The sequence below is a fragment of the Actinomyces stomatis genome (assembly GCF_031292835.1).
Taxonomy (GTDB): domain Bacteria; phylum Actinomycetota; class Actinomycetes; order Actinomycetales; family Actinomycetaceae; genus Actinomyces; species Actinomyces stomatis.
In genome coordinates this window covers 30201-54797 of record NZ_JASPEP010000003.1, presented here as the reverse complement: position 1 = coordinate 54797, position 24597 = coordinate 30201, and the positions used below count along the sequence as shown (strand labels likewise).

General features: G+C 68.2%; 21 protein-coding genes. 9 read left to right on the top strand and 12 right to left on the bottom strand.

Annotated features, from left to right (window positions below; genetic code table 11):
- Positions 1-121: 121 nt before the first annotated feature.
- Both RIV12_RS02780 and RIV12_RS02775 read left to right on the top strand, forming a co-directional pair.
- Positions 122-1840, top strand: coding sequence for a sodium:solute symporter family protein (locus tag RIV12_RS02780; RefSeq protein WP_309322018.1), 1719 nt, complete (start codon positions 122-124; stop codon positions 1838-1840).
- A gap of 30 nt (positions 1841-1870) precedes the next feature.
- Positions 1871-2101 (top strand): hypothetical protein, encoded by a 231-nt coding sequence (locus RIV12_RS02775; protein WP_075254226.1) that lies wholly within the window; start codon positions 1871-1873, stop codon positions 2099-2101.
- A 167-nt stretch (positions 2102-2268) separates the two neighbouring features.
- Here RIV12_RS02775 and RIV12_RS02770 read toward each other — a convergent pair whose 3' ends face one another.
- The 3 genes from RIV12_RS02770 to RIV12_RS02760 all read right to left on the bottom strand — a co-directional run bounded on the left by RIV12_RS02770 (position 2269) and on the right by RIV12_RS02760 (position 4833).
- Positions 2269-3162 (bottom strand): GRP family sugar transporter, encoded by an 894-nt coding sequence (locus RIV12_RS02770; protein ID WP_309322017.1) that lies wholly within the window; start codon positions 3160-3162, stop codon positions 2269-2271.
- 101 nt (positions 3163-3263) lie between these two features.
- Positions 3264-3530, bottom strand: a complete 267-nt coding sequence (locus tag RIV12_RS02765) for an HPr family phosphocarrier protein (RefSeq protein ID WP_010614584.1) — start codon at positions 3528-3530, stop codon at positions 3264-3266.
- Between the two features lie 169 nt (positions 3531-3699).
- The gene (locus RIV12_RS02760) at positions 3700-4833 is read right to left on the bottom strand and encodes a GuaB3 family IMP dehydrogenase-related protein (RefSeq protein WP_075417324.1); all 1134 of its coding nucleotides are present in this window, start codon (positions 4831-4833) and stop codon (positions 3700-3702) included.
- Between the two features lie 138 nt (positions 4834-4971).
- Here RIV12_RS02760 and RIV12_RS02755 point away from each other — a divergent pair, with 138 nt between their 5' ends.
- On the top strand, positions 4972-5754 hold the full coding sequence (locus RIV12_RS02755; protein ID WP_309322016.1) for an exonuclease domain-containing protein: 783 nt from the start codon (positions 4972-4974) through the stop codon (positions 5752-5754).
- A 132-nt stretch (positions 5755-5886) separates the two neighbouring features.
- On the opposite strand, the gene guaB is transcribed toward RIV12_RS02755, so the two are convergent.
- Positions 5887-7449, bottom strand: a complete 1563-nt coding sequence (gene guaB, locus RIV12_RS02750) for an IMP dehydrogenase (RefSeq protein WP_309322015.1) — start codon at positions 7447-7449, stop codon at positions 5887-5889.
- A 429-nt stretch (positions 7450-7878) separates the two neighbouring features.
- Here guaB and RIV12_RS02745 point away from each other — a divergent pair, with 429 nt between their 5' ends.
- Positions 7879-8181 carry a WhiB family transcriptional regulator gene (locus RIV12_RS02745; protein ID WP_009403699.1) on the top strand — a complete coding sequence of 101 codons (303 nt, stop codon included), beginning with the start codon at positions 7879-7881 and terminating at the stop codon, positions 8179-8181.
- Between the two features lie 183 nt (positions 8182-8364).
- On the opposite strand, the gene groES is transcribed toward RIV12_RS02745, so the two are convergent.
- Both groES and RIV12_RS02735 read right to left on the bottom strand, forming a co-directional pair.
- Positions 8365-8661 (bottom strand): co-chaperone GroES, encoded by a 297-nt coding sequence (gene groES, locus RIV12_RS02740; protein WP_070661353.1) that lies wholly within the window; start codon positions 8659-8661, stop codon positions 8365-8367.
- A gap of 249 nt (positions 8662-8910) precedes the next feature.
- Positions 8911-9561 (bottom strand): SanA/YdcF family protein, encoded by a 651-nt coding sequence (locus RIV12_RS02735; RefSeq protein ID WP_428978909.1) that lies wholly within the window; start codon positions 9559-9561, stop codon positions 8911-8913.
- Between the two features lie 333 nt (positions 9562-9894).
- On the opposite strand from RIV12_RS02735, the gene RIV12_RS02730 reads away from it, so the two are divergent.
- Positions 9895-11163, top strand: a complete 1269-nt coding sequence (locus RIV12_RS02730) for a class I SAM-dependent methyltransferase (protein ID WP_309322014.1) — start codon at positions 9895-9897, stop codon at positions 11161-11163.
- 75 nt (positions 11164-11238) lie between these two features.
- Entirely contained in the window at positions 11239-12471 is a 1233-nt protein-coding gene (locus tag RIV12_RS02725; protein WP_178388810.1) for a glutamate--cysteine ligase, read from the top strand.
- Positions 12472-12496: 25 nt separating this feature from the next.
- On the opposite strand, the gene RIV12_RS02720 is transcribed toward RIV12_RS02725, so the two are convergent.
- Complete coding sequence (locus RIV12_RS02720; protein WP_309322013.1) at positions 12497-16279, bottom strand: ABC transporter ATP-binding protein; 3783 nt, start codon at positions 16277-16279, stop codon at positions 12497-12499.
- A 119-nt stretch (positions 16280-16398) separates the two neighbouring features.
- Between RIV12_RS02720 and RIV12_RS02715 the strand changes: the two genes are divergently transcribed.
- Entirely contained in the window at positions 16399-17235 is an 837-nt protein-coding gene (locus tag RIV12_RS02715) for a TetR/AcrR family transcriptional regulator (RefSeq protein WP_309322012.1), read from the top strand.
- Here RIV12_RS02715 and tsaD read toward each other — a convergent pair.
- Entirely contained in the window at positions 17146-18192 is a 1047-nt protein-coding gene (gene tsaD / locus RIV12_RS02710; protein WP_309322011.1) for a tRNA (adenosine(37)-N6)-threonylcarbamoyltransferase complex transferase subunit TsaD, read from the bottom strand. The two genes, RIV12_RS02715 and tsaD, sit on opposite strands and share 90 nt — an antisense overlap.
- Before the next feature lie 152 nt (positions 18193-18344).
- On the opposite strand from tsaD, the gene RIV12_RS02705 reads away from it, so the two are divergent.
- The gene (locus RIV12_RS02705; RefSeq protein ID WP_309322010.1) at positions 18345-19367 is read left to right on the top strand and encodes a hypothetical protein; all 1023 of its coding nucleotides are present in this window, start codon (positions 18345-18347) and stop codon (positions 19365-19367) included.
- A gap of 24 nt (positions 19368-19391) precedes the next feature.
- Entirely contained in the window at positions 19392-19994 is a 603-nt protein-coding gene (locus tag RIV12_RS02700) for an HAD-IA family hydrolase (RefSeq protein ID WP_309322009.1), read from the top strand.
- A 90-nt stretch (positions 19995-20084) separates the two neighbouring features.
- On the opposite strand, the gene RIV12_RS02695 is transcribed toward RIV12_RS02700, so the two are convergent.
- The 4 genes from RIV12_RS02695 to RIV12_RS02680 all read right to left on the bottom strand — a co-directional run bounded on the left by RIV12_RS02695 (position 20085) and on the right by RIV12_RS02680 (position 24593).
- On the bottom strand, positions 20085-20855 hold the full coding sequence (locus RIV12_RS02695) for a succinate dehydrogenase/fumarate reductase iron-sulfur subunit (RefSeq protein ID WP_075417331.1): 771 nt from the start codon (positions 20853-20855) through the stop codon (positions 20085-20087).
- Positions 20852-22852 carry a fumarate reductase/succinate dehydrogenase flavoprotein subunit gene (locus RIV12_RS02690; protein ID WP_075417332.1) on the bottom strand — a complete coding sequence of 667 codons (2001 nt, stop codon included), beginning with the start codon at positions 22850-22852 and terminating at the stop codon, positions 20852-20854. The genes RIV12_RS02695 and RIV12_RS02690 overlap by 4 nt, the downstream gene beginning before the upstream one ends.
- A 12-nt stretch (positions 22853-22864) precedes the next feature.
- The gene (locus RIV12_RS02685) at positions 22865-23617 is read right to left on the bottom strand and encodes a succinate dehydrogenase cytochrome b subunit (RefSeq protein ID WP_178388817.1); all 753 of its coding nucleotides are present in this window, start codon (positions 23615-23617) and stop codon (positions 22865-22867) included.
- A 388-nt stretch (positions 23618-24005) separates the two neighbouring features.
- Complete coding sequence (locus tag RIV12_RS02680) at positions 24006-24593, bottom strand: GNAT family N-acetyltransferase (protein WP_309322008.1); 588 nt, start codon at positions 24591-24593, stop codon at positions 24006-24008.
- Positions 24594-24597 lie beyond the last annotated feature (4 nt).

Sequence of the window (24597 nt, the reverse complement as noted above, 5' to 3'; positions counted from 1 at the left end):
CAGCCTCCCCGGTGCGCCCCGGACAGGCTCGACCACCCGTGCCGTGATCGGTACCATGCTAACCTGCCAGACAGCAAGAATGATCTTGCCACCTGAAACATATCCCCCGAGAGGTACACCGATGTCCTCCACGCTGCATGCTCTATCAGCCTCGTCAGCGGCTTCCGGCACACTCATCGCCGCACGCTGGTACGACTACATCCCCATCGCGATCTACTTCGCCTTCGTCATCGGCGTCGGGCTCATCGCCCGCGCTAAGGCGGCCACGGCCGATGGTTTCCTCACCTCGGGCCGGTCCCTGCCGGCCTGGGTGACCGGTATCGCCTTCGTCTCGGCGAACCTCGGTGCCGTCGAGATCATGGGAATGTCCGCCAACGGCGCCGAGTACGGCATGCCGACCTTCCACTACTTCTGGATCGGTGCGGTCCCGGCCATGATCTTCCTGGGTCTGGTCATGATGCCGTTCTACTACGGCTCCAAGGTGCGCTCAGTGCCCGAGTTCATGCTCAAGCGCTACGGCACCGCCGCGCACCTGGTCAACGCGATCAGCTTCGCCCTGGCCCAGCTGCTCATCGCCGGCATCAACCTGTACCTGCTGGGCAAGATCATGAACTGGCTGCTGGGCTGGCCCCTGTGGGTGGGGCTCATCGTGGCCGCCGTCATCGTCTTCTCCTACATCACCATGGGAGGGCTCTCTGCGGCGATCTACAACGAGGTCCTCCAGTTCTTCGTCATTGTGGCGGCCCTGCTGCCCCTGACCCTCATCGGACTGCACCGCGTGGGCGGCTGGCACGGTCTGACCGACAAGATCACCGACGCCGCCAAGCTCGCCGGCACAGACCCGGCTCAGCAGCTGCACTCCTGGCCCGGCAACTCGATCTCCGGCTTCGACTCCAACCTCATGTCGGTGATCGGCCTGGTCTTCGGCCTGGGCTTCGTGTTGTCCTTCGGCTACTGGACGACGAACTTCGTCGAGGTGCAGCGGGCCATGGCCTCGGACTCGATCTCCGCGGCCCAGTCGACCCCGATCATCGGCACCTTCGTCAAGATGTTCGTGCCCTTCCTCGTCATCGTCCCGGGCATGGTCGCCGGCGTCATGGTCACGGAGGTCCAGCAGCTCAAGTCCGGGGCCAACACGAGCTACCAGTACAACGACGCGGTCCTCTACCTCATGCGCGACCTGCTGCCCAACGGTCTGCTGGGTCTGGCGATCACGGGTCTGCTGGCCTCCTTCATGGCGGGTATGGCGGCGAACATCTCCGCCTTCAATACCGTGTGGGGTGTGGACATCTACCAGCACTACCTCAAGAAGGACGCCGACGACGCCCACTACCTCAAGGTCGGCAAGCTCTCGACCCTGACGGCCTCCGTGGTCGCGATCTTCACAGCGATCATCGCCGCGAGCTATCCCAACCTCATGGACTACCTCCAGATACTGTTCTCGATGTTCAACGCGCCGCTGTTCGCGACCTTCATCATCGGGATGTTCTGGAAGCGGGCCACCTCGCAGGCCGGTTGGATCGGCCTCGTCGGCGGAACCCTGGGTTCCCTGGCGGTCAACATCCTCGTCAAGTACGAGTTCCTGGTCCTGCCGGGGCAGGGCGGCGCCTTCCTCGCGGCGGGCGTGGCCTTCTCGGTCGACGTCGTCATCACGGTGCTGGTCTCCCTGGTCACTGAGCCGAAGCCCGACTCCGAGCTCAAGGGCTTCGTGTACGCCCTGACCCCCAAGAGCGAGCGCACCGACCCGCACCTGCACGAGCTGCCCTGGTACCGCCGTCCAATCCCGCTGGGGATCATCGCCGGGGCCCTGGTCATCACGCTCAACAGCATCTTCCACTAGACCCGCTCGGACACACGAAGGAGAACACTCATGAGCAATCGTTCACTCACGGACATCCGGGCGGTCATCACCGGTGCTCTGGGACTCATCGGCCTCTACCTGGTGGTGTGCTCGGTCCTGTTCAACAGCGCCGAGGAGATGAGCAAGACCGGCGGTATCAACGCCAACCTGTGGTCGGGCCTGGGTCTGCTGGCCATCGCAGCGGGCATGGGCCTGTGGTGGTGGATCAAGCCGAACCCCTCCGGTGGCGAGCAGGACTGAGACTGGCGGGGCCGCACTGAGCCCGCACCAGTGAGGGCCGCCTGCCCCATCACGGCCAATCGGATCGACGGCGTCGCCGCAGCCTCCCGCTGCGACGGCGCCGTCGGCGTGGCCGCGCACGGGCTTCCGACCTCACACGGTCAGAAGATCCGTCTCCAGAGCACCGGCTACCGCGAAGGGGACGCGCCGGTGTCCATGCCGGTCGCCAGCCCCATGAGGACCAGGCCGACGACGGCGGCCACCACGCCCGCGACCACCACCGTGCGTTCCCGGCCGGTGCGCTTCTCCCCCAGGATGGTCAGGCCGCCGAGGGTGGCCAGGACGAAGCCGAGCTGGGAGAGGGTGAAGCCGGAGGCGACACCCACGGCCGCCGTCGAGCGCAGCATGAGGGCGTTACCAACCGCCCACAGGCCCCCGGCGAGCGCGGCCGGCACGATCCGCGGGCCCCGTAGGGGCGCGCGCCGCGGCAGGATGAGGGCGCACAGGCCAGCACCGGCCAGCAGTCCCAGCCCCATGGGCCCGACGGCGTGGGCCGAGGGCACCTCCACGGCGCGCAGCAGCGAGGGGTAGGAGCCGTAGAGGACGGCTGAGGCGGCGGTGGCCAGTAGGCCGTCGCGTCGCTGTGCAGCCGTGGGACCGGGGCCGGTGCGCTCCTGCCAGGAGCAGGCGGCGGCGCCGAGCATGATGAGTGCGAGCGCCACCATTCCTAGGACCAGGGCCCCGGGAGCACGCCACTCACCGAAGAGGCTCACGCCCAGGGTGGCGTTGAGCAGGAGCTGGAGGGCCGTGGTCAGTGGCATGGTGCGGCTGACGCCCCAGGCGCGGAAGGCCCACAGGACGAAGACCTGCCCGCCGGTCCACATGAGTCCGCAGGCCGCACCCCACATGGTGGCGCGCAGGGACCAGGGTGAGCCGAGCATGGCGGCGCACCCGAGCGAGACGGCTCCGGCTCCCACCATGACCGCGGTGTTCTGGCGGCGGATGTCGGTGGGGAAGGCTCCGAGAAGAAGGGAGAGTGCCCCGAACAGCAGGGAGGGCACGAGGGCGATGGCGATATTCATGGCGGGTCCTCGGCGCTCTTCGTCACAGGTGCTTGGTCAGTGTCCCAACACGAACGGGGCGCGCTCCACAGTGGAGCGCGCCCCGCCGGCTGGGCCTGTTCTCAGGCGTCCAGGTCGGTCTCCAGGAGGGCCTTGAGGTCCTCGAGAGCGGCCTCGGCGCCGTCGGCGTCGGAGGCCAGGGTGACGACGTCACCGAAGCCGGCGCCCAGGGTCATCACACCGAGGATGGAGGAGGCGTCAACCGCAGCGCCGCCCTCCTTGGCGATGGTGACCGGGACGCCCTTCTCAGCGACGGCCTTGACGAAGGTGGCAGCGGGACGGGCGTGCAGACCGACCTTGGAAGCGATAGTGGCGGTGACCTGGGCCATGTGAAGCTCCTTGTGACATGTGGGGGCTAACGGAGCGGGAGCCGGATCATGCCCCCGCCCCGGTATGAGCAGCGCAGCGGCTGCCGTCCCGGCTGAGACTACCCGAGATCACGGCTCTGTTGCACTGTTCCACCCCTTCAAAAGCGAGGTTTGTCGTGGCGGCACTCGCTCAAGAACCGGTGGAGCCGGTGTAGGGCGCCAGGACGACCTCGACCCGCTGGAGCTCCTTGACGTCCGCATATCCGGTGGTGGCCAGAGTGCGGCGCAGGGCTCCCATGAGGTTGAGCGTGCCGTCGGCGCGGTCGGAGGGGCCGTTGAGGATCTCGGCCATGGTGCCGACCGTGCCCACATGGCTGCGGAAGCCCCGCGGCAGGCGCTCATGACGGGCCTCGGCGCCCCAGTGGTAGCCGCCGCCGGGAGCCTCCTCGGCCCTGGCCAGGGCGGCCCCGAGCATGACGGCGTCCGCGCCGCAGGCGATGGCCTTGACGACGTCGCCGGAGTTGCCCACCGAACCGTCGGCGATGACGTGGACGTAGCGGCCCCCGGACTCGTCGAGGTAGTCGCGCCGAGCCCCGGCGACGTCGGCCACGGCGGTGGCCATGGGCATGTGCAGCCCCAGGACCTGGCGTACGGAGGAGGAGGCGCCGCCGCCCTGCCCCACGAGGACTCCGGCCGCGCCGGTGCGCATGAGGTGGAGGGCGGCGGTGTAGGTGGTCACCCCGCCGACGACCACGGGCACGTCGAGCTCGTAGATGAAGCGCTTGAGGTTGAGGGGCTCAACGGCTCCGGAGACGTGCTCGGCCGACACGAAGGAGCCGCGGATGACCATGAGGTCCACGCCCGCCTCGACCACGGTACGCCAGTGACGCTGCGTCTGGGCGGGGCTGAGTCGCCCGGCGACGACGACGCCGGAGGCACGGATCTGGGTGAGCCGCTCGGTGATGAGCTCGGGTCTGACCGGAGCGCGGTAGACCTCCTGCAGGACGCTGGTGGCCCGGGACGGATCGGCCTGGCGGATGCGCTCGAGGGCTTCGGTGGGGTCCTCGTAGCGGGTCCACAGCCCCTCCAGGTCGAGCACGCCGATCCCGCCCAGACGCCCCACCATGATGGCGGTCTCGGGGCTCATCACCGAGTCCATGGGGGAGGCCATGACCGGCAGGTCCACGTGGTAGGCGTCGATCTGCCAGCCCACGCGCACCTCGGAGGTGTCTCGAGTACGGCGTGCCGGCACCAGGGCGATGTCGTCGAAGGAGTAGGCGCGCAGGGCGCGCTTGGAGCGTCCGATCTCGACCTCTGTGCTCATGGCCCGATCCTAGTGGGCCCAGCCCGGTATCGACCGGACCGACCGGCGGGGCGGCCACGCGCACGGGGGCACCGGACGCCGGCCGAGGCGCACTGGTGCTGGCGTATTGATGTCGTAGCCCGGTGGCATGCTGTCCCCATGAGCACCCCGCACTCCTCCTCCGTGCCCGACGACGCCGCCACCGGCCCTTCCGCCTGGCCCTTCGGTCCCCTGCTCGGATTCGACACCGAGACCACCGGAGTGGATCCCTCCGGGGACCGCCTGGTCACGGCGGCGCTGGTCTGGCGGGCGGCGCCCCAGGCCGATGGAGACCGGCCGCAGTCCGTGACCACGTGGCTCGCTGATCCCGGCGTGGAGATCCCCGAGGCCGCCTCCGCGGTCCACGGTGTGACCACCGAGAGGGCACGAACCGAGGGGCGGCCGGTGACCGAGGTGCTGGCGGAGGTCAGTGAGCATCTGGTGGCTGCGATGACGGCCGGCACCCCGGTTGTCGCCTTCAACGCCTCCTACGACCTGACTCTCATGGAGGCCGAGCTCGCTCGCCACGGACTGCCCACGATGCGCTCGCGCCTCGGCCGCGAGCTGGGGCCCATCGCCGACCCGCTGGTCCTGGACCGGGCCGTGGATCGCTACCGCCGGGGCAAGCGCCGCCTGGGGGACCTCTGCGAGGTCTACGGCGTGCGCGTCGACGAGGCCCTGCACACCGCGGAGGTGGATGTGGCCGCCACTCTCGATGTGCTCGAGGCCCTGGCCGGGGTCCACCCGCAGATCCTGGAGCTCGACCCCGGTGAGCTCGTGGCCTTCCAGGCCCGAGCCCACCGCACCTGGGCGGAGTCCTTCAACAAGTGGCTGGCGCGCCAGAATCCTTCACGGACGCCGGCCCAGACCGCTTGGCCCCTGCCGGACTCCCCCACGTACTGAGTCCCTCCGAACTCACCCGCCGCACAACCGGCGAGGGGCGTTCAACGCGGGGAGCCGGCCGGATCACTCCGGCCGGCTCCCCGCGCGGCAGTGCGTGCTGAGTCTGTCGGGACAGCTGGGGCTGCTGGCGCCTCAGGCCCCGTCTCGCCCGGTGTAGTTGGGGGCCTCGACGGTCATCTTGACGTCGTGGGGGTGGGACTCCTTGAGGCCGGCACTCGTGATCCGCACGAACTGCCCGCGCTCCTTGAGCTCGGGGATCGTGCGCGCACCCACGTAGAACATGGACTGGTGCAGCCCGCCCATGAGCTGGTAGACGACGTCGCCCAGTGCTCCGGAGTAGGGGACCTGTCCCTCGATGCCCTCGGGGACGATCTTGGAGTCGGAGGAGACATCGGCCTGGAAGTAGCGGTCCTTGGAGTAGGAGGTGCGTCCACGCGAGCTCATGGCGCCCAGCGAGCCCATGCCGCGGTAGCGCTTCCACTGCTTGCCGTTGACGAAGACGAGGTCACCGGGCGACTCCGTGCAGCCTGCCAGCAGGGAGCCGAGCATGACCGTCTCCGCACCGGCCACCAGGGCCTTGGCGATGTCACCGGAGTACTGCAGACCACCGTCGGCGATGAGGGGGACCCCGGCGGGCTTACAGGCGCGGGCGGCCTCGTAGATGGCCGTCACCTGGGGCACCCCCACGCCTGCGACGACGCGCGTGGTGCAGATGGACCCCGGTCCCACTCCCACCTTGACGGCGTCGGCACCGGCGTCGATGAGTGCCTGGGCGCCCTCACGGGTGGCGACGTTGCCGCCGATGACCTCGATGCCCTGGAAGGCGGAATCGGACTTGAGGCGCGAGATCATCTCCAGCGCCAGCTTGGCGCCGCCGTTGGCGGTGTCGACGATGAGGACGTCCACGCCGGCGTCGGCCAGGGCCCCGGCGCGCTCCCACGTGTCTCCCCAGTAGCCGATGGCGGCCCCCACTACGAGACGCCCCTCGGCGTCCTTGGTGGCGTGGGGGTACTGCTCGGTCTTGACGAAGTCCTTGACGGTGATGAGACCGGTGAGGCGCCCCTCGGCATCGACGAGGGGCAGCTTCTCGATGCGGTGCTCAGCCAGGAGCGCCTTGGCGTCCTCCCGGGAGATGCCGGTCGCGCCGGTGATGAGGCGATCACGCGGCGTCATGCACTCGCGCACGGTCAGGCTCGCCCAGCGCTCCGGGGGGACGAAGCGCAGATCGCGGTTGGTGATGATCCCCTGAAGGTTGCCTCCCGCGTCGACGACAGGAAGGCCGGAGACCTTGTAGTGGCCGCAGAGCTCGTCGAGCTGGGCGATGGTGGCGTCCGGGCCAACGGTCACCGGGTCGGTGACCATTCCGGACTCCGAGCGCTTGACGCGTCGCACCTGCTGAGCCTGGTCCTCGATGGACAGGTTTCGGTGGAGGATGCCAATACCACCCTGACGAGCCATGGCAATAGCCATGTCCGACTCGGTGACCGTGTCCATCGCGGCCGAGAGCAGCGGGGTGGCCAGGCCGATCCTCGGGGTCAGTCTGGAGGTCGTATCGACCTCGGAGGGGATGACGTCGGTCAGCCTGGGCAGCAGGAGCACGTCGTCGTAAGTGAGTCCGGTGGGGGCAAAGACGTCAGGGCTGGTGATCGAGTCGCTCACGGGAACATCGTAGGACGACCTGACCGCCCTGTGCATATCCGCCGGTACCGGCCTGTCCGCACCACCGGCCCACTCGTGCCATCGAGCCGTCCGGCACTGAAGCGTCCGGAGGGGTGAGGCCGAGCGGCCGACCCGACACCCGACACAGCACCCGGCCGGACGGCGAGACCATCGCGGCAAGGTGACGCGCGCCCCAAAATAAAGCGACAATGAATGCGGAACGTTTCAGAAAAAAGATGCTCTTCATGCATACATCATTCACAAAACGTTTCTGCTATTCGAGCGTCATATTCTGGCGCACGTTTTCAGACAGCCGGAATGCGTTCACTCAGCAAATCTGGAGAAAATTTCATTGTGAGATAGAATGATTCTTCTTGATTAACGCACCGCGCGATCTTATCGTTAGGTATAGCGCATCAAGTTCGGTGTGCCCGACCGCCATACCCAAAGGAGGGGAGGGAGACAATGCACGACTCATCACGTCTGCCCGGCCCGATCTCCACCCTCTGGGAGTGGCAGTACCGGGGGGCCTGCCTCGGCATGGACTCCTCGGTTTTCTTCCATCCCGAAGGAGAGAGAGGCGGTTCCCGTCGACGACGGGACGAACGAGCAAAGGCCATTTGTCAGGACTGCCCCGTCCTGGAGGAGTGCCGGGACCACGCCCTGAGCACTCGCGAGCCCTATGGCGTCTGGGGAGGCATGAGCGAGGAGGAGCGGCGCGCTTACTACGAGCAGCAGGCACGCCGTTTCGCCAACGAACCGGCCTGACGCTCCGCCCTGTGTCAGGGAATCGACAGCACGGACGTTCCCAACTCAACATCCAGACAATCGTCCGGACACGGCGCACACATGCAGCAGGTACTGCGCGCGCATACTGAAAGGGGAGGCACTCTGGAGTGCCTCCCCTTTCAGCGTGCCGTGGCGCCGGGCGACGCACACGACCTCAACGGGTCACTTGGTGACGACCGCCAGGACGTCGCGCGCCGACAGGATGAGGTAGTCCTCACCGGCGTAGCTGACCTCGGTGCCCCCGTACTTGGAGTAGATGACGACGTCACCCTCGGCGACGTCAACGGGCACGCGGTTGCCGGAGTCATCGACGCGGCCCGGGCCCACGGCCACGACCTTGCCCTCCTGGGGCTTCTCCTTGGCGGTGTCGGGGATGACCAGGCCGGATGCGGTGGTCTGCTCGGCCTCAGCGGTCTGAACGACGATGCGGTCCTCGAGCGGCTTGATGGAGATCGACATCGGAGACCTCCTCCTTCTCTTCAACGTGCAGTAGAACGGCTTGTTCGCCCTCCCCAGGCGTGCCCGACCGCCGTCGCGGGGGTCGGTCCGGCACGATGCAGGAGTGCGAGTCGCAGAAGGTGCCCGCCTGCGTCCCAGGACCGGGCGAGCACCCCGCTGCGCCTGACGGAGAATCTACGACGGCGTTAGCACTCAGTCAACGCGAGTGCCAAAACGTGGCGGTGGTTTCGCCATGGGCGTCAGCCCTCGTCAGCGTCGGTGCTCCCGGGTCCAGACGATGGCCTCCCCGACGCTCGTCTCTCGGCGCCCCAGAGTCGGGTCTCGTCGGGAGACGACATCGATGACGGCCTTGATCGCCGCCGGGCGCTCGCGTATCCAGCTGACCGTCCACCCGATGCGGTCGCTGCGGGCCCGCGAGTCTCCGACACCGTCGACGTCGACGCCGACCGAACGGCAGATGGCGACCGCGCGCGGCTCATGGAAGTCCTGGGTCACGAGCAGCGCCCGCTCGATCCCGAAGATCCTGCGCGCCCGCACGCAGGTGTCGTAAGTGTCGAAGCCCGCGTAGTCCACGGCGATCGCCTGATCGGGGATCCCTTTGGAGACGAGGTACCTGCGCATGACAGTGGGTTCGTCATAGCCGGCACGCCGGTTGTCCCCGGAGACCAGGATCGCCTCGACGCGACCGCCGGTGTAGAGGTCGGCGGCGGCGTCGAGGCGGTGGGCCAGCCAGGGAGAGGGCTGCCCGTCGGCGTGAACGGCCGCTCCCAGGACGATCGCCACCGGCGCCCTGGCGGCCTCACCGTCACCGTCGCTCCCACCGGTGATCTCGATATGCCCGGCGCTGACGGTCCATGCCCAGACACTGGCCCCGGCTGTCAGAAGGGCCGCAGCACCCATGACTGCCAGCGAGATCCGCACCAGTCGTCGCACAAGCACCCGGGGACGGACCGCAGCGCCAGGACTCTGCGATGCGTTCACCTCGTCATCCTTGTGCTCTGTGACGGCGTCGCCCCCGTGAGGGGCGGAGAGTCGAGGCTCCTCCTCAGTCATCAGGCACCCGCCCACCTTCCCGTCCAGCGCTACCCGGCCCCGTAGGCGTACAGGACCTCGACCCACAACCCTACCCACCCGGCTGCCCGACAGAATCCCTCCGCCCCTCTCAGACCCTTCCCGCTCCACCCAGTGAACATCACGCCCACTGGCAGGTTCTCCATGGAATGATTCGGGGTGATGGCTGAGAACCACGTCGCGCTCCTTCTGACCCCCGAGGGCTGGGAGCTTCTGTCCTCCCTGCCCCCCTACGACCCGTCCGAGGCCCTGTCCCTGGGACGCTCCCTGCGCGAGGAGGGCCACTCCCCTGCCCTGGTGGCGGCCGCACTGACGCAGCAGCGCCTGCGCGAGCGGGCCGCGGCGAAGTTCGGGCCCTTCGCCCAGCAGATGCTCTTCACCGCCGACGGCCTGGAGCAGGCCACCCGGCTGGCGGTCGCGGCTCATCATGCAGCCCGTTACGCGGCCGCGGGCGTGTCGAAGGTCGCGGACCTGGGCTGCGGGATCGGTGGCGACGCCGTCGCCCTGGCCGGGCTCGACCTGCCAGTGCTCGCCGTCGACCGCGATGAGGCCGCGGCCGCTCTGGCCACCATCAACCTCATGCCCTTCCCCCACGCGAGCGTCGAGTGCGCCGACGCCCTGGAGATCGACCTGGTCGAGCGCGGGGTCGACGCCGTCTTCGCCGACCCCGCCCGCCGCGCCGACGGGCGGCGCATCACCGACCCGGAGCAGTGGTCACCGGCCCTGTCGCAGGTACTCGCGCTGCGTGAGTCCGTGCCCGCCCTCGGCGTCAAGGCCGCTCCCGGCATCGACCACGCCGCGCTGCCGGCGGATGCCCACGCCCAGTGGGTGAGCGTGGACGGCGACGTCGTCGAGGCGGCCATCTGGTGCGGACCGTTGGCACCGGAGGGGCCCGGGCGCTCCGCCCTGATCCTGCGCTCAGGGACGGATGGTGCGAGCGCCTGCACGTTGGTCGATCCCAGCACCACCGATCCCTCGCAGCCGCCGGTCCAGGTCGACCCGATCGGCTCGCCCGACGACCTGGGCAGCATTATCCACGTTCCCGACGGCGCCGCCGTGCGCGCCGGACTCGTCGCCCACCTCTGTGAGACCCTGGACGCCAGGCCTGTGGGGCCCCGGATCGGCTACCTCACGGGAGAGCGTCTCCCCGATGAGTCGACCGCCCCCTTCGTGCGCTCCTTCCGGCTCACCGAGGTCCTGCCGCTACGGCTCAAGGCCCTGCGGGCCCGTGGCCGCGAGCTCGGTATCGGACGCCTGGAGATCCTCAAGCGCGGAGTCGATGTCTCCCCCGACGCGCTGCGCGCCTCGCTGAGGCTCAGCGGTCAGGAGTCGGAGACCTGGATCCTGACCCGGGTGGGAGACAAGGCGAAGGGCGCCGTTCTCGTCGTCGAACCGATCGCCGGCGCCTCATCGGCGCACTCGCCGACGTGACAGACCCCTTCCAGCGACGAGAGACCATCCCCGTCAGCGCCCACGAGGGACCTGAGGAACCGAGGAGACCAGGACATGCAGGACACGACTGACATGACGAGCCCGAGCGCCGCGTCCGCCGACGCTCAGCTGCCGCCGGCCCGCCGCCCCCAGTCCCTCCCCTTCGCCAGCTCGGCCCGCTCCACGCTGGGGGTGGAGTGGGAGCTGGCGCTCATCGACCGAGACAGTCTCGACCTGCGCCAGTGCGCCGAGGAGATCCTCCAAAAGGTGGGCCCGGACCCGCACGTGCATGGCGAGATGATGCTCAACACCATCGAGCTGGTCTCCGGGGCACGTAGGACCGTGGCCGAGTGCATGGAGGACATCGCTCTCGCCTTCGACCGCGTCCTTCCGGTCACCGACCCGCTGCGCGTGGATCTGGCCTCAGCCGGAACCCATCCCTTCGCGGACCCGTTGGTGCAGAAGGTGACCAACGCCGAGCGCTACGCCCGCCTGGTGGACCGCACCCGGCTGTGGGGCCACCAGATGCTCATCTTCGGCACCCACGTGCACGTCGGCGTCGAGGACCGGGCCAAGGTCCTTCCGATCCTCAAGGCCCTGCTCACGCGCACCGCCCATCTGCAGTGCCTGAGCGCCTCCTCACCCTTCTGGGCGGGGGCGGACACGGGCTATGCGGACAACCGGGCCATGATGTTCCAGCAGCTGCCCACCGCCGGTGCACCCGAGCAGTTCAGCACCTGGGAGCAGCTGGAGAGCTACACCGGGGACCTGGTCCACACCGGCGTCATCGAGGACTTCACCGAGATCCGTTGGGATGTGCGCCCCTCCCCTCGACTGGGGACTATCGAGGTGCGGGCCTGCGATGCCGCCACGAACCTGACCGAGCTGGCCGGGATCGCGGCGCTGACCCAGTGCCTCGTGGAGTCCTTCTCCCGCACCCTGGACCGGGGCGAGGAGCTCGATGCGATGCCGGACTGGTACGTCGCCGAGAACAAGTGGCGCTCGGCCCGTTACGGCATGGACGCGATCCTCATCGTCAACTCAGACGGCGAGGAGGAGCTCGTGGGTGACACCGTTGAGCGGATGCTCACCGAGCTCGCTCCCGTCGCCGAGGACCTCGGCTGCGCCGCCGAGCTGGAATCCGTGCGCGCCACGTTGGAGTCGGGGGCCTCCTACCAGCGTCAGATCGCCGCGGTCAGAGCCTACGACGGGCAGAGGGAGGCGGCCGTCAGGCTGCTGCTGGCAGAGGCCCGTGCAGGCAGGCCCCTGCGCCCCACCGAGGTGCTCTCGCTGGCGGCCAAATCCTGACCCGCCCCTCCCGCGTGTTTCTCCTCTAGACGAGGGACCAACCGCGCGCCCGGGTGCGCTGCTCCCAGAAGCTGCGGTAGGGCCCCTCGAGGGACACGAGCTCATCGTGGTGCCCGTGCTGGGCGACGTGCCCGGCGTCGTCGAGGACGACGACCTGGTCGGCGGCGGCGATCGTCTCGAGCTTGTGGGCGATGACGATGAGGGTCGAGGCGCGTCGCAGCTCCTGCATCGCGGCGACGATGTTGGCCTCGTTCTCAGCGTCCAGCGCACTGGTGGCCTCATCGAGCAGGACGATCGGTGCGCGCTTGAGCAGGGCGCGGGCGATGGAGACGCGCTGGCGCTCACCGCCGGACAGGGCTCGTCCGCCCTCTCCCACGCGCGTGTCCCAACCGTGGGGCAGACGGTCGACGATCTCCGTGACGCCGGCGAGCCCCGCGGCCCACCGCACCTGGGCGTCGTCGGCCGCGGGGTCGCCGATGCGGATGTTGGCGGCCAGGGTGTCGTCGAAGAGGTAGACGTCCTGGAAGACCATGGAGAGCTGCTCCATGAGCTGGGCGGTCGGCATGTCACGCACGTCGGCGCCGCCGACTCTCACGGCTCCCGAGCCCACGTCCCAGAAACGGGCGACGAGGCGGGCGATGGTCGTCTTGCCGCTGCCGGAGGGACCCACGATCGCGCACATGGTGCGCGCGGGCACACTCATCGATACTCCGGACAGGACGGGAGCATCGGCGCGGTAGCCGAAGACGACGTCGTCGAGCTCGACGGTCCCGGGCTCGGCCAACGCAATGGGGTCCTGCGGCTCGGTCATGAGCTCGGCGTCCATGACGGCGTCGAGGTGGTTCATCATCTGGCGCCGCTCCTCCATGCCCATCACGGAGGCCCCGATGTCGTCGAGCATAGTGGTGAAGCGCAGGCACATGCCGATGACGGCGATGGACGCCAGCGTCTCCATGGCGCCGGAGGCGGCCAGTGCGGAGGCCAGGACGATCATGGTGACGACGATGATCTGGCTCAGCGCACCGTTGACAAGGTTGCCGGCGGACTCCCACCACAGGGCGCGTCTGGAGGCGCGGGCTCCGGCGTCGAAGGCGGCTGTGAGGCGGCTGTAGCCGGAGGCGGCCCGGCAGGAGCGCAGGGCCCCCTGACAGCGGGCGAACTCGACGATGCGGGCGGCGAGCTCACGCTCGGCGGGCTCGGAGATGGACTTGCCCCGGTCCAGCAGACGGCGCGAGAGGCGCACGAGTCCGGCGAACAGGGGTGCGGCCGCCGTCAGCAGAAGTCCCAGGCGCCAGTCCCAGGCCCAGGAGCCGACCCCGATGACCACGCATGCGGCTGTCGTGGAGGCGAGCGTGTACATGAAGTGGGCGGCGGACTCCCCCAGTGCTACCATTTCCTGGCTCACGGCCCGCGACAGGGTGCCGGCGGAGTCGGCGGTGAACCAGCGCAGAGGCAGGCGCGCGATCCGGTCGCCCACCGCGTGGTGGACGTCGTGCATGAAGCCCAGCGCGCCTGACATGCCCCTGCGCCGTCCCAGGAAGTCGGAGACGGCCGCGCCGATGCCGACAACGGCCAACACGATGAGCCAACCACCGAAGGACAGCCCCCACCGGGGGGCACCGGTCGCCAGAGCGACCGAGGCTGGCAGCAGCGCCAGAAGCGCGAGCCCCACCAGGAAACCGTTGGCTCCCGCCAGGATGAGGCACCCTCGGGTCTGCTTCCAGGAGGAGTCGGTCATGAGCCGGCGGAAGCGAGACAGCAGGGAGCCCACCGGCCTGGAGGACCCGGTGGGAGAGGACGGGACCGGGAGCGCGGGCCCTGACCGCTCGCCCCGATCGCCGGTCCAGGACGCCGCAAGGTCCTCACTATCGGCTCCGTCGTCGACGGGTACGGGGATGCCCGCCCCGGTCGCGTCGTTACCGTCCGCCCCCGTGGCGTCCTCGAGCTCGCCGGCCTGGCGCAGCAGTGCCCGGTAGTGGGGCTCGTCCACCAGGTCCCGGTGGGTGCCGACGGCGGCGACACGCCCGCCTTCCATGACGACGATGCGGTCGGCGCCGCGCACGGCGGCCGGCCGGTGGGCGATGACCAGGACGGTGCGATCCTTGACCAGGGTGCTCAGTGCCTGCTGGATCTCGGCCTCGGACTCGGGGTCGGCCATGGCAGTGGCCTCGTCGAGCACGATGACGGGGGTGTCCAGCAGGATGGCGCGGGCGATGGCGATGCGTTGCTCCTGCCCGCCGGACAGTGACGTGTCCTGCCCCAGGACGGTGTCGTAGCCCTCCGGCAGCGCCATGATGTCGTCGTGGATACGGGCCACACGGGCGGCGGCGCGCACCTGCTGCAGGTCGGCCTCGGGGCGCCCGAGGGCTATGTTCTCCCGCACGGTGGTGGCGAGCAGCTGGGCGTCCTGGAGAACGAAGGAGACGGTGGAGTACAGGGTGGTCTCATCCATGTCCCGCAAGTCCACCCCGCCGATGCGTATGGCACCGGCATCGGGGTCGGCGAAGCGGGCGATGAGAGTGGCCAGTGTCGACTTGCCCGAGCCGGAGGGACCGAGCAGCGCGGTCACGGTTCCCGGTTCCAGGGTCAGGGAGGCGTCGTCGACGGCGAGGACGTCCCCGTAGGAGAAGGAGACATGGTCGATCTCAACGCGCGTCGCCTGGGGTCGCCCGGGCCGGTCAGTGGCGGGCAGGACGGGGGTATCGAGGACCTCGCACAGCCGCAGGGCCGCCGCTCCGGCCAGCTGGTAGGACCAGGAGATCGAGGCGATGGTGATGAGGGCGGCGGGAAGGACCAGGGCGACGAGGGTCGTGGCCAGGACCTGGGGCAGGGTGACGGCCCCGGCGTGGATGAGCAGCGCCCCGCCACCGAGATTGACCAGGAGCAGCACGGGGATGGAGACCCAGGTGAAGGCCAGGCAGGTGACGGTGACCAGGGGCATCGCCCAGGCGCGGTAGAAGGCGGAGAACTCGTCCGCGGCGGCGAGGTAGGCCGAGTGGGCGCGTCCGACGCGGCCGAAGGCCTTGACCACGCCGATCCCGGAGACGAACTCGACCATGGTGGAGGAGATGGCGGCCAGCTTGCGGTCCATCTCCACGGTCTTCTCGTTCATCCCGCGCATGGACACCGAGTAGGTGAGCACGTAGAGGACGAGTGTGGAGACGGCCAGCAGGGCCAGGCGCCAGTCGATCCAGAAGGCGCACCCCAGCAGGGCCAGCGGAGTGACGATGGCGTTGAGTCGCTCGACGGGGCCGTGGGCGATGACGGTGTGGACGAGGGTCGTGTCGTCCTGAACGGCCTTGCGCAGGTGCCCGGAGGTGGAGGCGGTGAACCAGGACAGCGGGGCGCGAGAGATGCGCTCGACGATGTCGCGGCGCAGGCGGTCGCGCAGGGACAGGTCGGCCAGGTGGGTGATGAGCAGCGCCAGGAAGTACAGCAGCAGGCGGGCGGAGTAGGCGCTCACGAGCACCATGACCGCGCCTGATACCTGCTGGGGGTTCGGGCTCAGGCCTGCCCGGTGGGCGCGCAGCAGGATGTCGCCGAGCTGGACCAGTGCGACGTAGGGCGCCACCGCCAGGACCGCGGAGAGCAGCACGAGGATCTGACCGATTCGCAGGCGGGTGCGCACGGGGGCACCGAGCCGGGCGATGGCGGCCTGTCCCTCGCGCGAACGCTGAGCATTGCTCTGCGAGTCCTGTTCACCTGCCTCGTCAGGCGCTGCAGCGCCGACCGAGGGCGCCGCCGGTGGGGACGCCGGCGATGAGTGAGGCGAGGCTTCCGGAGCCGACGGTTGTGTCTGCGTGCTCATCCGGTGTCCCAACCTTCCGTCGACCTAATTCTGAATGGCTTTCAGAACTCGATAAGGACCACCTTACTCTTGCTGCTGAACCTCGAGCAACCGCTCTCAAGGACCACTACGGTGCTGCCATGACACCACCTGCACGACTGGGCCGACCGACCGGACCGAGACCCGGTTTCTCACGCGATGACGTCGTCGACGCCGCGCTCGAGATCGGCATCGCGGACTTCACGCTCACGGCGGTGGCCAAGCGGCTGGGCGTGGCGGTCTCCGGGCTGTACCGCACGATCTCCTCGCGCGAGGACCTGCTGGCCGCCTGCCTGGAGAGGATCGCCGCCGAGGTCGATGTCCCAGCGGCCGGGAGGCGCTGGCCCGATGCGGTCAGGGCGCACGCCGAGGCCATCTGGGGGATGCTGGAGCGCTATCCCGGACTGGCCGGAGTCATCATGGGCGTGCCGTGGGCCCATCAGCTCTTCGCCACTCGGGTGGCCCAGGCATGTCAGGTTCTGGTCGACGGCGGCCTGGAGGCCGAGGAGGCCGGGGTGGTCCTGGACTTCGTCGGCGACACCGTCATCTCCACGCACGCACAGATCGAGGTCATGCGCTCCCCCGCCGGTCGCCCCGAGCTGCCTGCGCCATTCCTGGGACACGAACCAGGACAGAGCGCCTCGGACGCCGGGAGGGGTGGCGCCACGGGGCTGGAGGAGGCGAGTCGGTTCGCGACGGACAGCAAGGCACCGGCCCTGCCCGAAGCGCTGACACCCAACGAGAGCTGGCTGGACCGAGGCGGGCTAGACCGCAAGATCGAGATCATTATCCGGGGAGTGGCCGCGGGTCTTGCCCCGAGCGCGACGGATGCCGGAGGGCAGCAAGCCTCAGTGAGCGACGCTGACGTCCAGCGGCATTCCCGAGTCCGGAGCGAAGTCCATGGGGCTGGGGGCGACGCCGGCTCGCACGGCCGCTGACCCCAGGGCGGCGATCTGGGCGCCGTTGTCGGTGCAGAAACGCAGTGGCGGCAGGCGCAGGGTGATGCCGGCCTCCTCGCAGCGCTCGGCGGCCAGGAACCGAAGGCGGGAGTTGGCCGAGTAGCCGCCCCCAACGACAAGCGTGTCGCAGCCGGTGTCCAGGCAGGCCTGGACCGCCTTGGCCGTCAGGGAGTCATTGACGGCCTCCGAGAACGCGGCGCAGACGTCGGCAGTGGGCACCTCCTGGCCGGAGTCCTCCAGGGACTCGACGTAGCGGGCCACAGCGGTCTTGAGGCCGGAGAAGGAGAAGTCGTAGCGGTGGCGCTCCTTGTCCTTGCCCGCGGCCAGACCTCGAGGGAAGCGGATGGCGCTGCGGTCACCCTCCTGAGAGAGCCGGTCCACGTGCGGGCCGCCGGGGTAAGGCAGGCCGAGGAGCCGGCCGACCTTGTCGAAGGCCTCGCCGGCGGCGTCGTCGAGAGTGCCACCGAGCTCGACGACGTCGGTGGCGACGTCCCGGATGCTCAGGAGGTTCGAGTGGCCGCCGGAGACGATGAGTCCGACGAAGCGCTCCGGCAGGGGGCCGTCGACCAGCTCATCGACCGCCAGGTGGCCGATGACGTGGTTGACGCCGTAGATCGGCCGGTTCAGGCTCGCGGCCAGCGCCTTGGCGGCGGAGATGCCAACGGTCAGGGAGCCGATGAGTCCGGGGCCGGCGCACACGGCGACGGCATCGACCTCGCCCAGATCGACACCGGACTTCTCCAGCGCGGCATCGAGGGTCGGCAGGAAGGACTCCAGGTGGGCGCGTGAGGCGATCTCGGGAATGATGCCGCCGAAGCGCGCGTACTGGTCCATGGAGGTGGCGGTGACGTCGGCGAGGAGCTCGCGGCCACGCACAATGGCTACGCCGGTCTCGTCGCAGGTGGACTCGATACCGAGAATGAGGGGATCGCTCACCAGCCCAGCCTATCGCCTCGGAGATGGAGGCAGAACAGCTGCCCACTGATGCTCACTGACGCCCACCGAGCCGCCACGGCACGGTTCCACTGAGCCCGCGATGGGGATCAACACCCCTGTCTGACATCTGCATCCCCCCTTACGCTCCTGTCATGAACAGGCTCAGGCAGTACGTTCCTCCCCGTCAGCACGGCCACTCGAGGCGCACCCTGCGCACGTGGAACCGGCGGCCGATGGCCAGGCACTTCATGGCCGTCGCGACTGCGGCCCTAGCAGTTCTCCCGCTGACTGCGTGCTCCGACGGCGGAGGAAGCGTCATCCGCTCCTGGCTCTTGAAGCAGGACGGTGTTGAGAAGGTCAAGACCTCCTGCGAGACGTACGCCGAGACCGGGTGCCACGCCATCGCTACGACGACGCTCTCCGAGGACACGGAGCCGGACCAGGCCTGCGCCTTTCTGAACCGGGTAGCCACCGAGCTTCCCGGCCATGACAAGATCAAGGCGGGTATGGCATATATTGAGCTCACCTGGAAGTACCACAACACCGTCCTTGCATTCACAAAAGTCCCCATCGACCTCAGCGAAGAGAAGGATTCTTCTAGCTCCAACGACCAGGAACAAGCCCTGGAAAAAGCCTGCGCCTTCATGGAGACAGCAGCAGAGCATTCGGGCGGGACCGCCGAAAAAATCACCCAGGAATACGAGTCCCTGACAATCGATCGCGGCACCCAGAACTCAATTCCGTCTGATATATCCACTCATCCCATCCAGGCCAAGGATGGTCAATACCTCAGCGCGGAGGACAGTTTTACGATCGGCGACTGGTCCATCCGCACCAGCACGAGCAGAGAGGAAACAACGGAGACGCTACCCACCTCGTTGATCTCAGACATCGTCAACCTCCCCATTCCCGAGGTGAAGGAACCCAGGATCGTCATCACTGCCAATACTCTCATCTCGGACGAGAAAGAGGGATTCCGGGCGCTCGTCGGAGGCCTTGGCCCCGACAACCCCGATGGCCCCAGCCAGGACACCACGGACTCTCTCCTGTCAACGATCAAGAAGTACCCCAGCGTCTCCAGAGTCAGTCTTTGCACCGAATATCCCAAGAACAGTGCCCAGCACTGCAAGGAGTACGCTCTGAAGAACGGAGAGTTCGTCGAGGCCTCCAGCTAGACATGACGGCGCAGACATGTGCACGTGGATGGCACCCTGATGGACTCCTCGGCGGTCGTGGAGTCGATGTGGGACTCCTTCGCCCGCGATTACGGCATGAGTGAGCGCTTCGATGAGATCATGGCCTACTCCCCCGGCCGCACCGGCCTCGACACGATCCGTCGGTTCCTGCCGGAGCTGACAGCCGAGGAGCAGGATGCCATCCACAAGCGCTTCGCTCGTGAGGAGATCGTGCTCACCACTGGACGGATGACGGAGATTCTCGGCGCCGCAGCTTTCATGACTGCCTTGATCGACGCCGGCATTCCACTGGCCCTGGTGACCTCCGCGCCGATCGAGCTCATGCGGGCGCGCATGGAGGAGGCCGGTGTCCCCATTCCCCCTGTGGTCGTCTCCGCCGACGACATCGACCGAGGAAAGCCCGATCCTGCCCCCTACCTCAAGGCCGCCGAGCTCCTGGACGTACCGATCTCCTCCTGCCTGGTGCTGGAGGATGCCGCCTCCGGCTACACCGCCGCCCGGCGCGCCGGTGCACAGGTCCTTCTTGTGGGCGACGGTGTTCCCGAGGCCGACTCGAATGTCCCCCGGATCGCGGACTTCGCCGGGATCACCTTCACCGTCCACTAGCACCGAGCCGGGTACTTCTCGCGCTGCCCGACAGAAATACTGTTGGGGCCGCGAGAAGTACCCGGCTCGGTATTGAGTGAGGCAGGGAGGTCAGTGGGCGTGCTGACCCTTCCACACAGCGTGGCCGAGATCCCGGTTGAGGCGCGAGATGACCTCGAGCGGAACCGACTTGGGGCACACGGCCGCACACTCTCCGATGTTCGTGCAGCCGCCGAAGCCCTCGTCGTCGTGCTGGTTGAGCATGCTCACCACGCGAGCGAGGCGCTCGGGCTGGCCCTGCGGCAGCAGGCCCAGGTGCGAGATCTTCGCACCGGTGAACAGCATGGCCGAGGCGTTGGGGCAGGCCGCCACGCAGGCGCCGCAGCCGATGCAGGCGGCAGCCTCGAAGGCTGCGTCGGCCTTCTCCTTCTGCACGGGCACCGAGTGGGCCTCCGGGGCCCCACCGGTGTTGACCGAGATGTAGCCACCGGCCTGGACGATGCGGTCCAGGGCGGAGCGGTCCACGATGAGGTCACGCAGCACCGGGAAGCCGGTGGAGCGCCACGGTTCGATCGTGATGGTGGAGCCGTCCTTGAAGGAGGGGTCCTCCGCCAGGTGGCGCATGTGCAGCTGGCAGGTGGTCGAGCGGATGGGCCCGTGGGCCTGCCCGTTGATGACCACACCGCACTGACCGCAGATGCCCTCGCGGCAGTCGGAGTCGAAGGCCACCGGCTCCTTGCCCTCGGCGAAGAGCTGCTCGTTGAGCAGGTCGAGGACCTCGAGGAAGCTCATGTGCTCCTCGATCCCGCTCATGGCGTACTCCTCGAAGTGGCCCTTCGAGTCCTTGTTCTTCTGGCGCCAGATCTTGAGCTTGATGTTCACTTGTAACTCCGCTGCTTGAGCTCGATGTCCTTGTAGACGAGGTCCTCCTTGTGGAGGATCGGCGGCTGGTTCTCCCCGCCCCACTCCCAGGCGGCGACGTAGAGGAACTCGTCATCGTGCCGCAGGGCCTCACCCTCGGGAGTCTGGGACTCCGCCCGGAAGTGGCCACCGCAGGACTCACGCCGGTGCAGGGCGTCGATGCACATGAGCTCGGCCAGCTCGAAGAAGTCCAGCAGTCGTCCGGCCTTCTCCAGGGCCTGGTTGAGCTCGTCGGCCTGGCCCGTGATACGGGCGTCGCGCCAGAACTCCTCCTTGAGGGCCCGGATCTGCTCGATGGCGTCGCGCAGTCCGGCATCGCGCCGTTCCATTCCGCAGTACTCCCACATGATGCGGCCCAGGGCCATGTGGAAGTCGTCCACGCTTCGGGTGCCGCGCAGGGCCATGAGGCGGGCGACGCGCTCCTCGACGGAGCGTTGGGCCTCGGCGATCTCCGGGGCGTTGGGGTCGACCTTGCCCAGGCGCAGCATGTCCGCCAGGTAGTCGTTCATGGTGTCGGGCAGGACGAAGTAGCCATCGGCCAGCCCCTGCATGAGGGCGGAGGCGCCCAGGCGGTTGGCGCCGTGGTCGGAGAAGTTGGCCTCTCCGGCGATGTAGAGGCCCGGGACGTTGGACTCCAGGTCGTAGTCCACCCACAGGCCACCCATCGTGTAGTGCACGGCGGGGTAGATGCGCATGGGGACCTCGTAGGGGTCGTCCCCGGTGATGCGCTGGTACATCTCGAACAGGTTGCCGTAACGGGCGGAGACGGCGTCCTTGCCCAGGCGGTCGATGGCCTCGGAGAAGTCCAGGTAGACGCCGCGACGCATCATCCGCTCGTTGCCGTTGGCGTCACGCTCCTTGATGGCCGGTCCCACGCCGCGCCCCTCGTCGCACATGTTCTTGGCCTGGCGGGAGGCGATGTCACGCGGCACGAGGTTCCCGAAGGCCGGGTAGATGCGCTCGAGGTAGTAGTCTCGCGCCTCCTCGGGGATGTCGCGCGGGTCCTTGTCGCAGTCCTCGGCCTTCTTGGGCACCCAGATGCGTCCGTCGTTGCGCAGGGACTCACTCATGAGGGTGAGCTTGGACTGGAAGTCACCGGACTGCGGGATGCAGGTGGGGTGGATCTGCGTGTAGCAGGGGTTGGCGAAGTAGGCGCCCTTGCGGTGCGCGCGCCAGATGGCGGTGGCGTTGCATCCCATCGCGTTGGTGGACAGGAAGAACACGTTGCCGTAGCCGCCGCTGGCCAGCACGACGGCGTCGGCCAGGTGGGTCTCGATCTTCCCGGAGACCATGTCGCGGGTGACGATGCCGCGGGCACGGCCGTCGACGATGATGAGCTCGACCATCTCGTGGCGGCGGAACTCCTTGACCGTGCCGGCGTGTACCTGGCGCTCGAGGGCCTGGTAGGCGCCGATGAGGAGCTGCTGGCCGGTCTGGCCGCGGGCGTAGAAGGTACGGGAGACCTGCACACCACCGAAGGAGCGGTTGTCCAGCAGGCCGCCGTACTCACGGGCGAAGGGGACACCCTGGGCCACGCACTGGTCGATGATGTTGGCCGAGACCTCCGCCAGGCGGTAGACGTTGTCCTCACGGGCGCGGTAGTCACCGCCCTTGACCGTGTCGTAGAAGAGCCGGTAGGTGGAGTCTCCATCGTTGCGGTAGTTCTTCGCGGCGTTGATACCGCCCTGGGCGGCGATGGAGTGCGCCCGGCGGGCAGAGTCCTGGTAGAAGAAGACCTTGACGTTGTAGCCCTGCTCGCCCAGGGAGGCGGCCGCGGCGCCGCCCGCCAGGCCGGAGCCGACGACGATGATGTCCAGCTTGCGGCGGTTGGCGGGGTTGACCAGCTTGGCCTCGAACTTGCGCTGCTCCCAGCGCCTGTCGATCGGGACGGAGTGGGGGGCCTTGGTGTCGGCGATCTTCTCGCCCTCGTAGTACAGGCCGTCGATGAGTTCAGTCATAGTCGTTCACTCTCAGTGGGTCGCCGCAGCACACTCGGCGAAGTGCTCGGCGGAGGAGCCGATCGCGTCACAGAACTGCGGGTAGTAGTCGCCAGTGGCCATGGGGGCATCGACATAGCCGAAGAGGATCGCCGTCGGAACAGCCATGAAGGCGGCGAACAGCGCGAAGGCCAGCACGAAGGCGATCAGTCGGATGAAGGGGATGGTGTTTCCTCGCACCGCACCCAGCGTCTGCAGGGCGGACCACACGCCGTGCCACACGTGCAGGCACAGGGCGGCCAGCGCGACCGCGTAGATGAGCCACACCCACCACAGCTGGAAGCCGTAGTACATGTTGAGGTAGGCCCGTCCGTGCACGTACTTCCCTCCCGGCGTCAGTGACAGGGTGGTGTACTGCAGGATGTGCCAGATGATGAACAGCAGGAGGATGACACCGCCCCAGCGCATGGTGCGCATGGCGTAGCGGGAGGCGAAGTACTCGGCGCCGGGCTTCTTGACGGCGTACTTGTCATTACCGCGGGCCCGCTTGTTGCGCACCCACAGGTGGAAGGCGCTGCCGGCGTGAGCCAGGAGGCAGGCCATGAGAGCCAGGCGGAGGATCCACAGGACACCGCCGTAAGGCAGGATCGGCACCAGCAGTGCTCGCAGGAACACGGCGTAGTGATCGTAGGCGACCTCACCCTCGAAGTAGTGCAGGTTGCCGTAGGCGTGGAAGAGGACGAAGAACAGGAACACCAGTCCCGAGATCGCCATCATGCGCTTCATGAAGACGGTCGTGGAGAAGGCGGTCCGCCTCTTCAGGGAAGGAGCAGATGTTTTGGCCACAGCAGAAGGCTAGCCGGGCACGAGGTCCCGTAGGTCCCATCTGGGCCCCTACCAGTACAGTTAGCGCTGCGATCCGCAGAATCATGGGATTCTCTCCGAATCTCAGTTCCTCATTCAACGCCGCGGAATATGTTGAGACCGTCACCCGAAGCCACCTTTTCGTCACAGGGGCGTCAGACAAATCTGTGAAGTCGCCGACACTCGTCGCTCCCTCTCCACGGACCGTGTTTATTTCCGGCCGATACGGCACCTATCTGCTTCTTCGATCCCGGCGCAATCCGGCCAGTCGGGCACCATGGCGTGAACCCGGAAAGGCTGCCCCTCAGGCTCACATCGGGCTCGACTCACCGACCTCTGCCCCTGCCGGCCCCGGGCGCGGGCGCAGTGTCAACCGCATGACCACGGCGTCCTCAGGCGGCGCCTGGTAGTAGCGACGGCGCCGGCCGATGGGGACGAACCCGTGCCTGGCGTAGAGCCGCTGGGCGGCCTCGTTGGACTGGCGCACCTCCAGCAGGACGTCAGGGCAGCTCATCCCTCGGGCGGTGGAGATGAGCTCGCTGAGCATGAGGGAGGCGATCCCCCGTCCGCGCGCGGACGGGACGGTGGCGATGGTCAACAGGTCCGCGCTGGACAGGCCGCCGGCGTGGTAGAGACCGGCGTAGCCCAGGAGCCGCGACCCATTCAGTCCGCCTCCGGCGTCATGATCCGCGGCGTCATCGGCATCATCGGACTCGACGACGACGTAGCGGCGGTCCGCCCGAGGCCCGCGGGAGGCCTTCAGCTCGGCTGCCAGCAGGTCGCGGCTCCAGGCCTCGGCCCCGAACAGCTCGCTCTCGAGGCGGGCGATGGTCTCCAGGTCCCCCGCTGCCATCTCCCGCAATCCGGGGGCCCGGCCCCTTGCCTTCACCTCAGGCATCTCA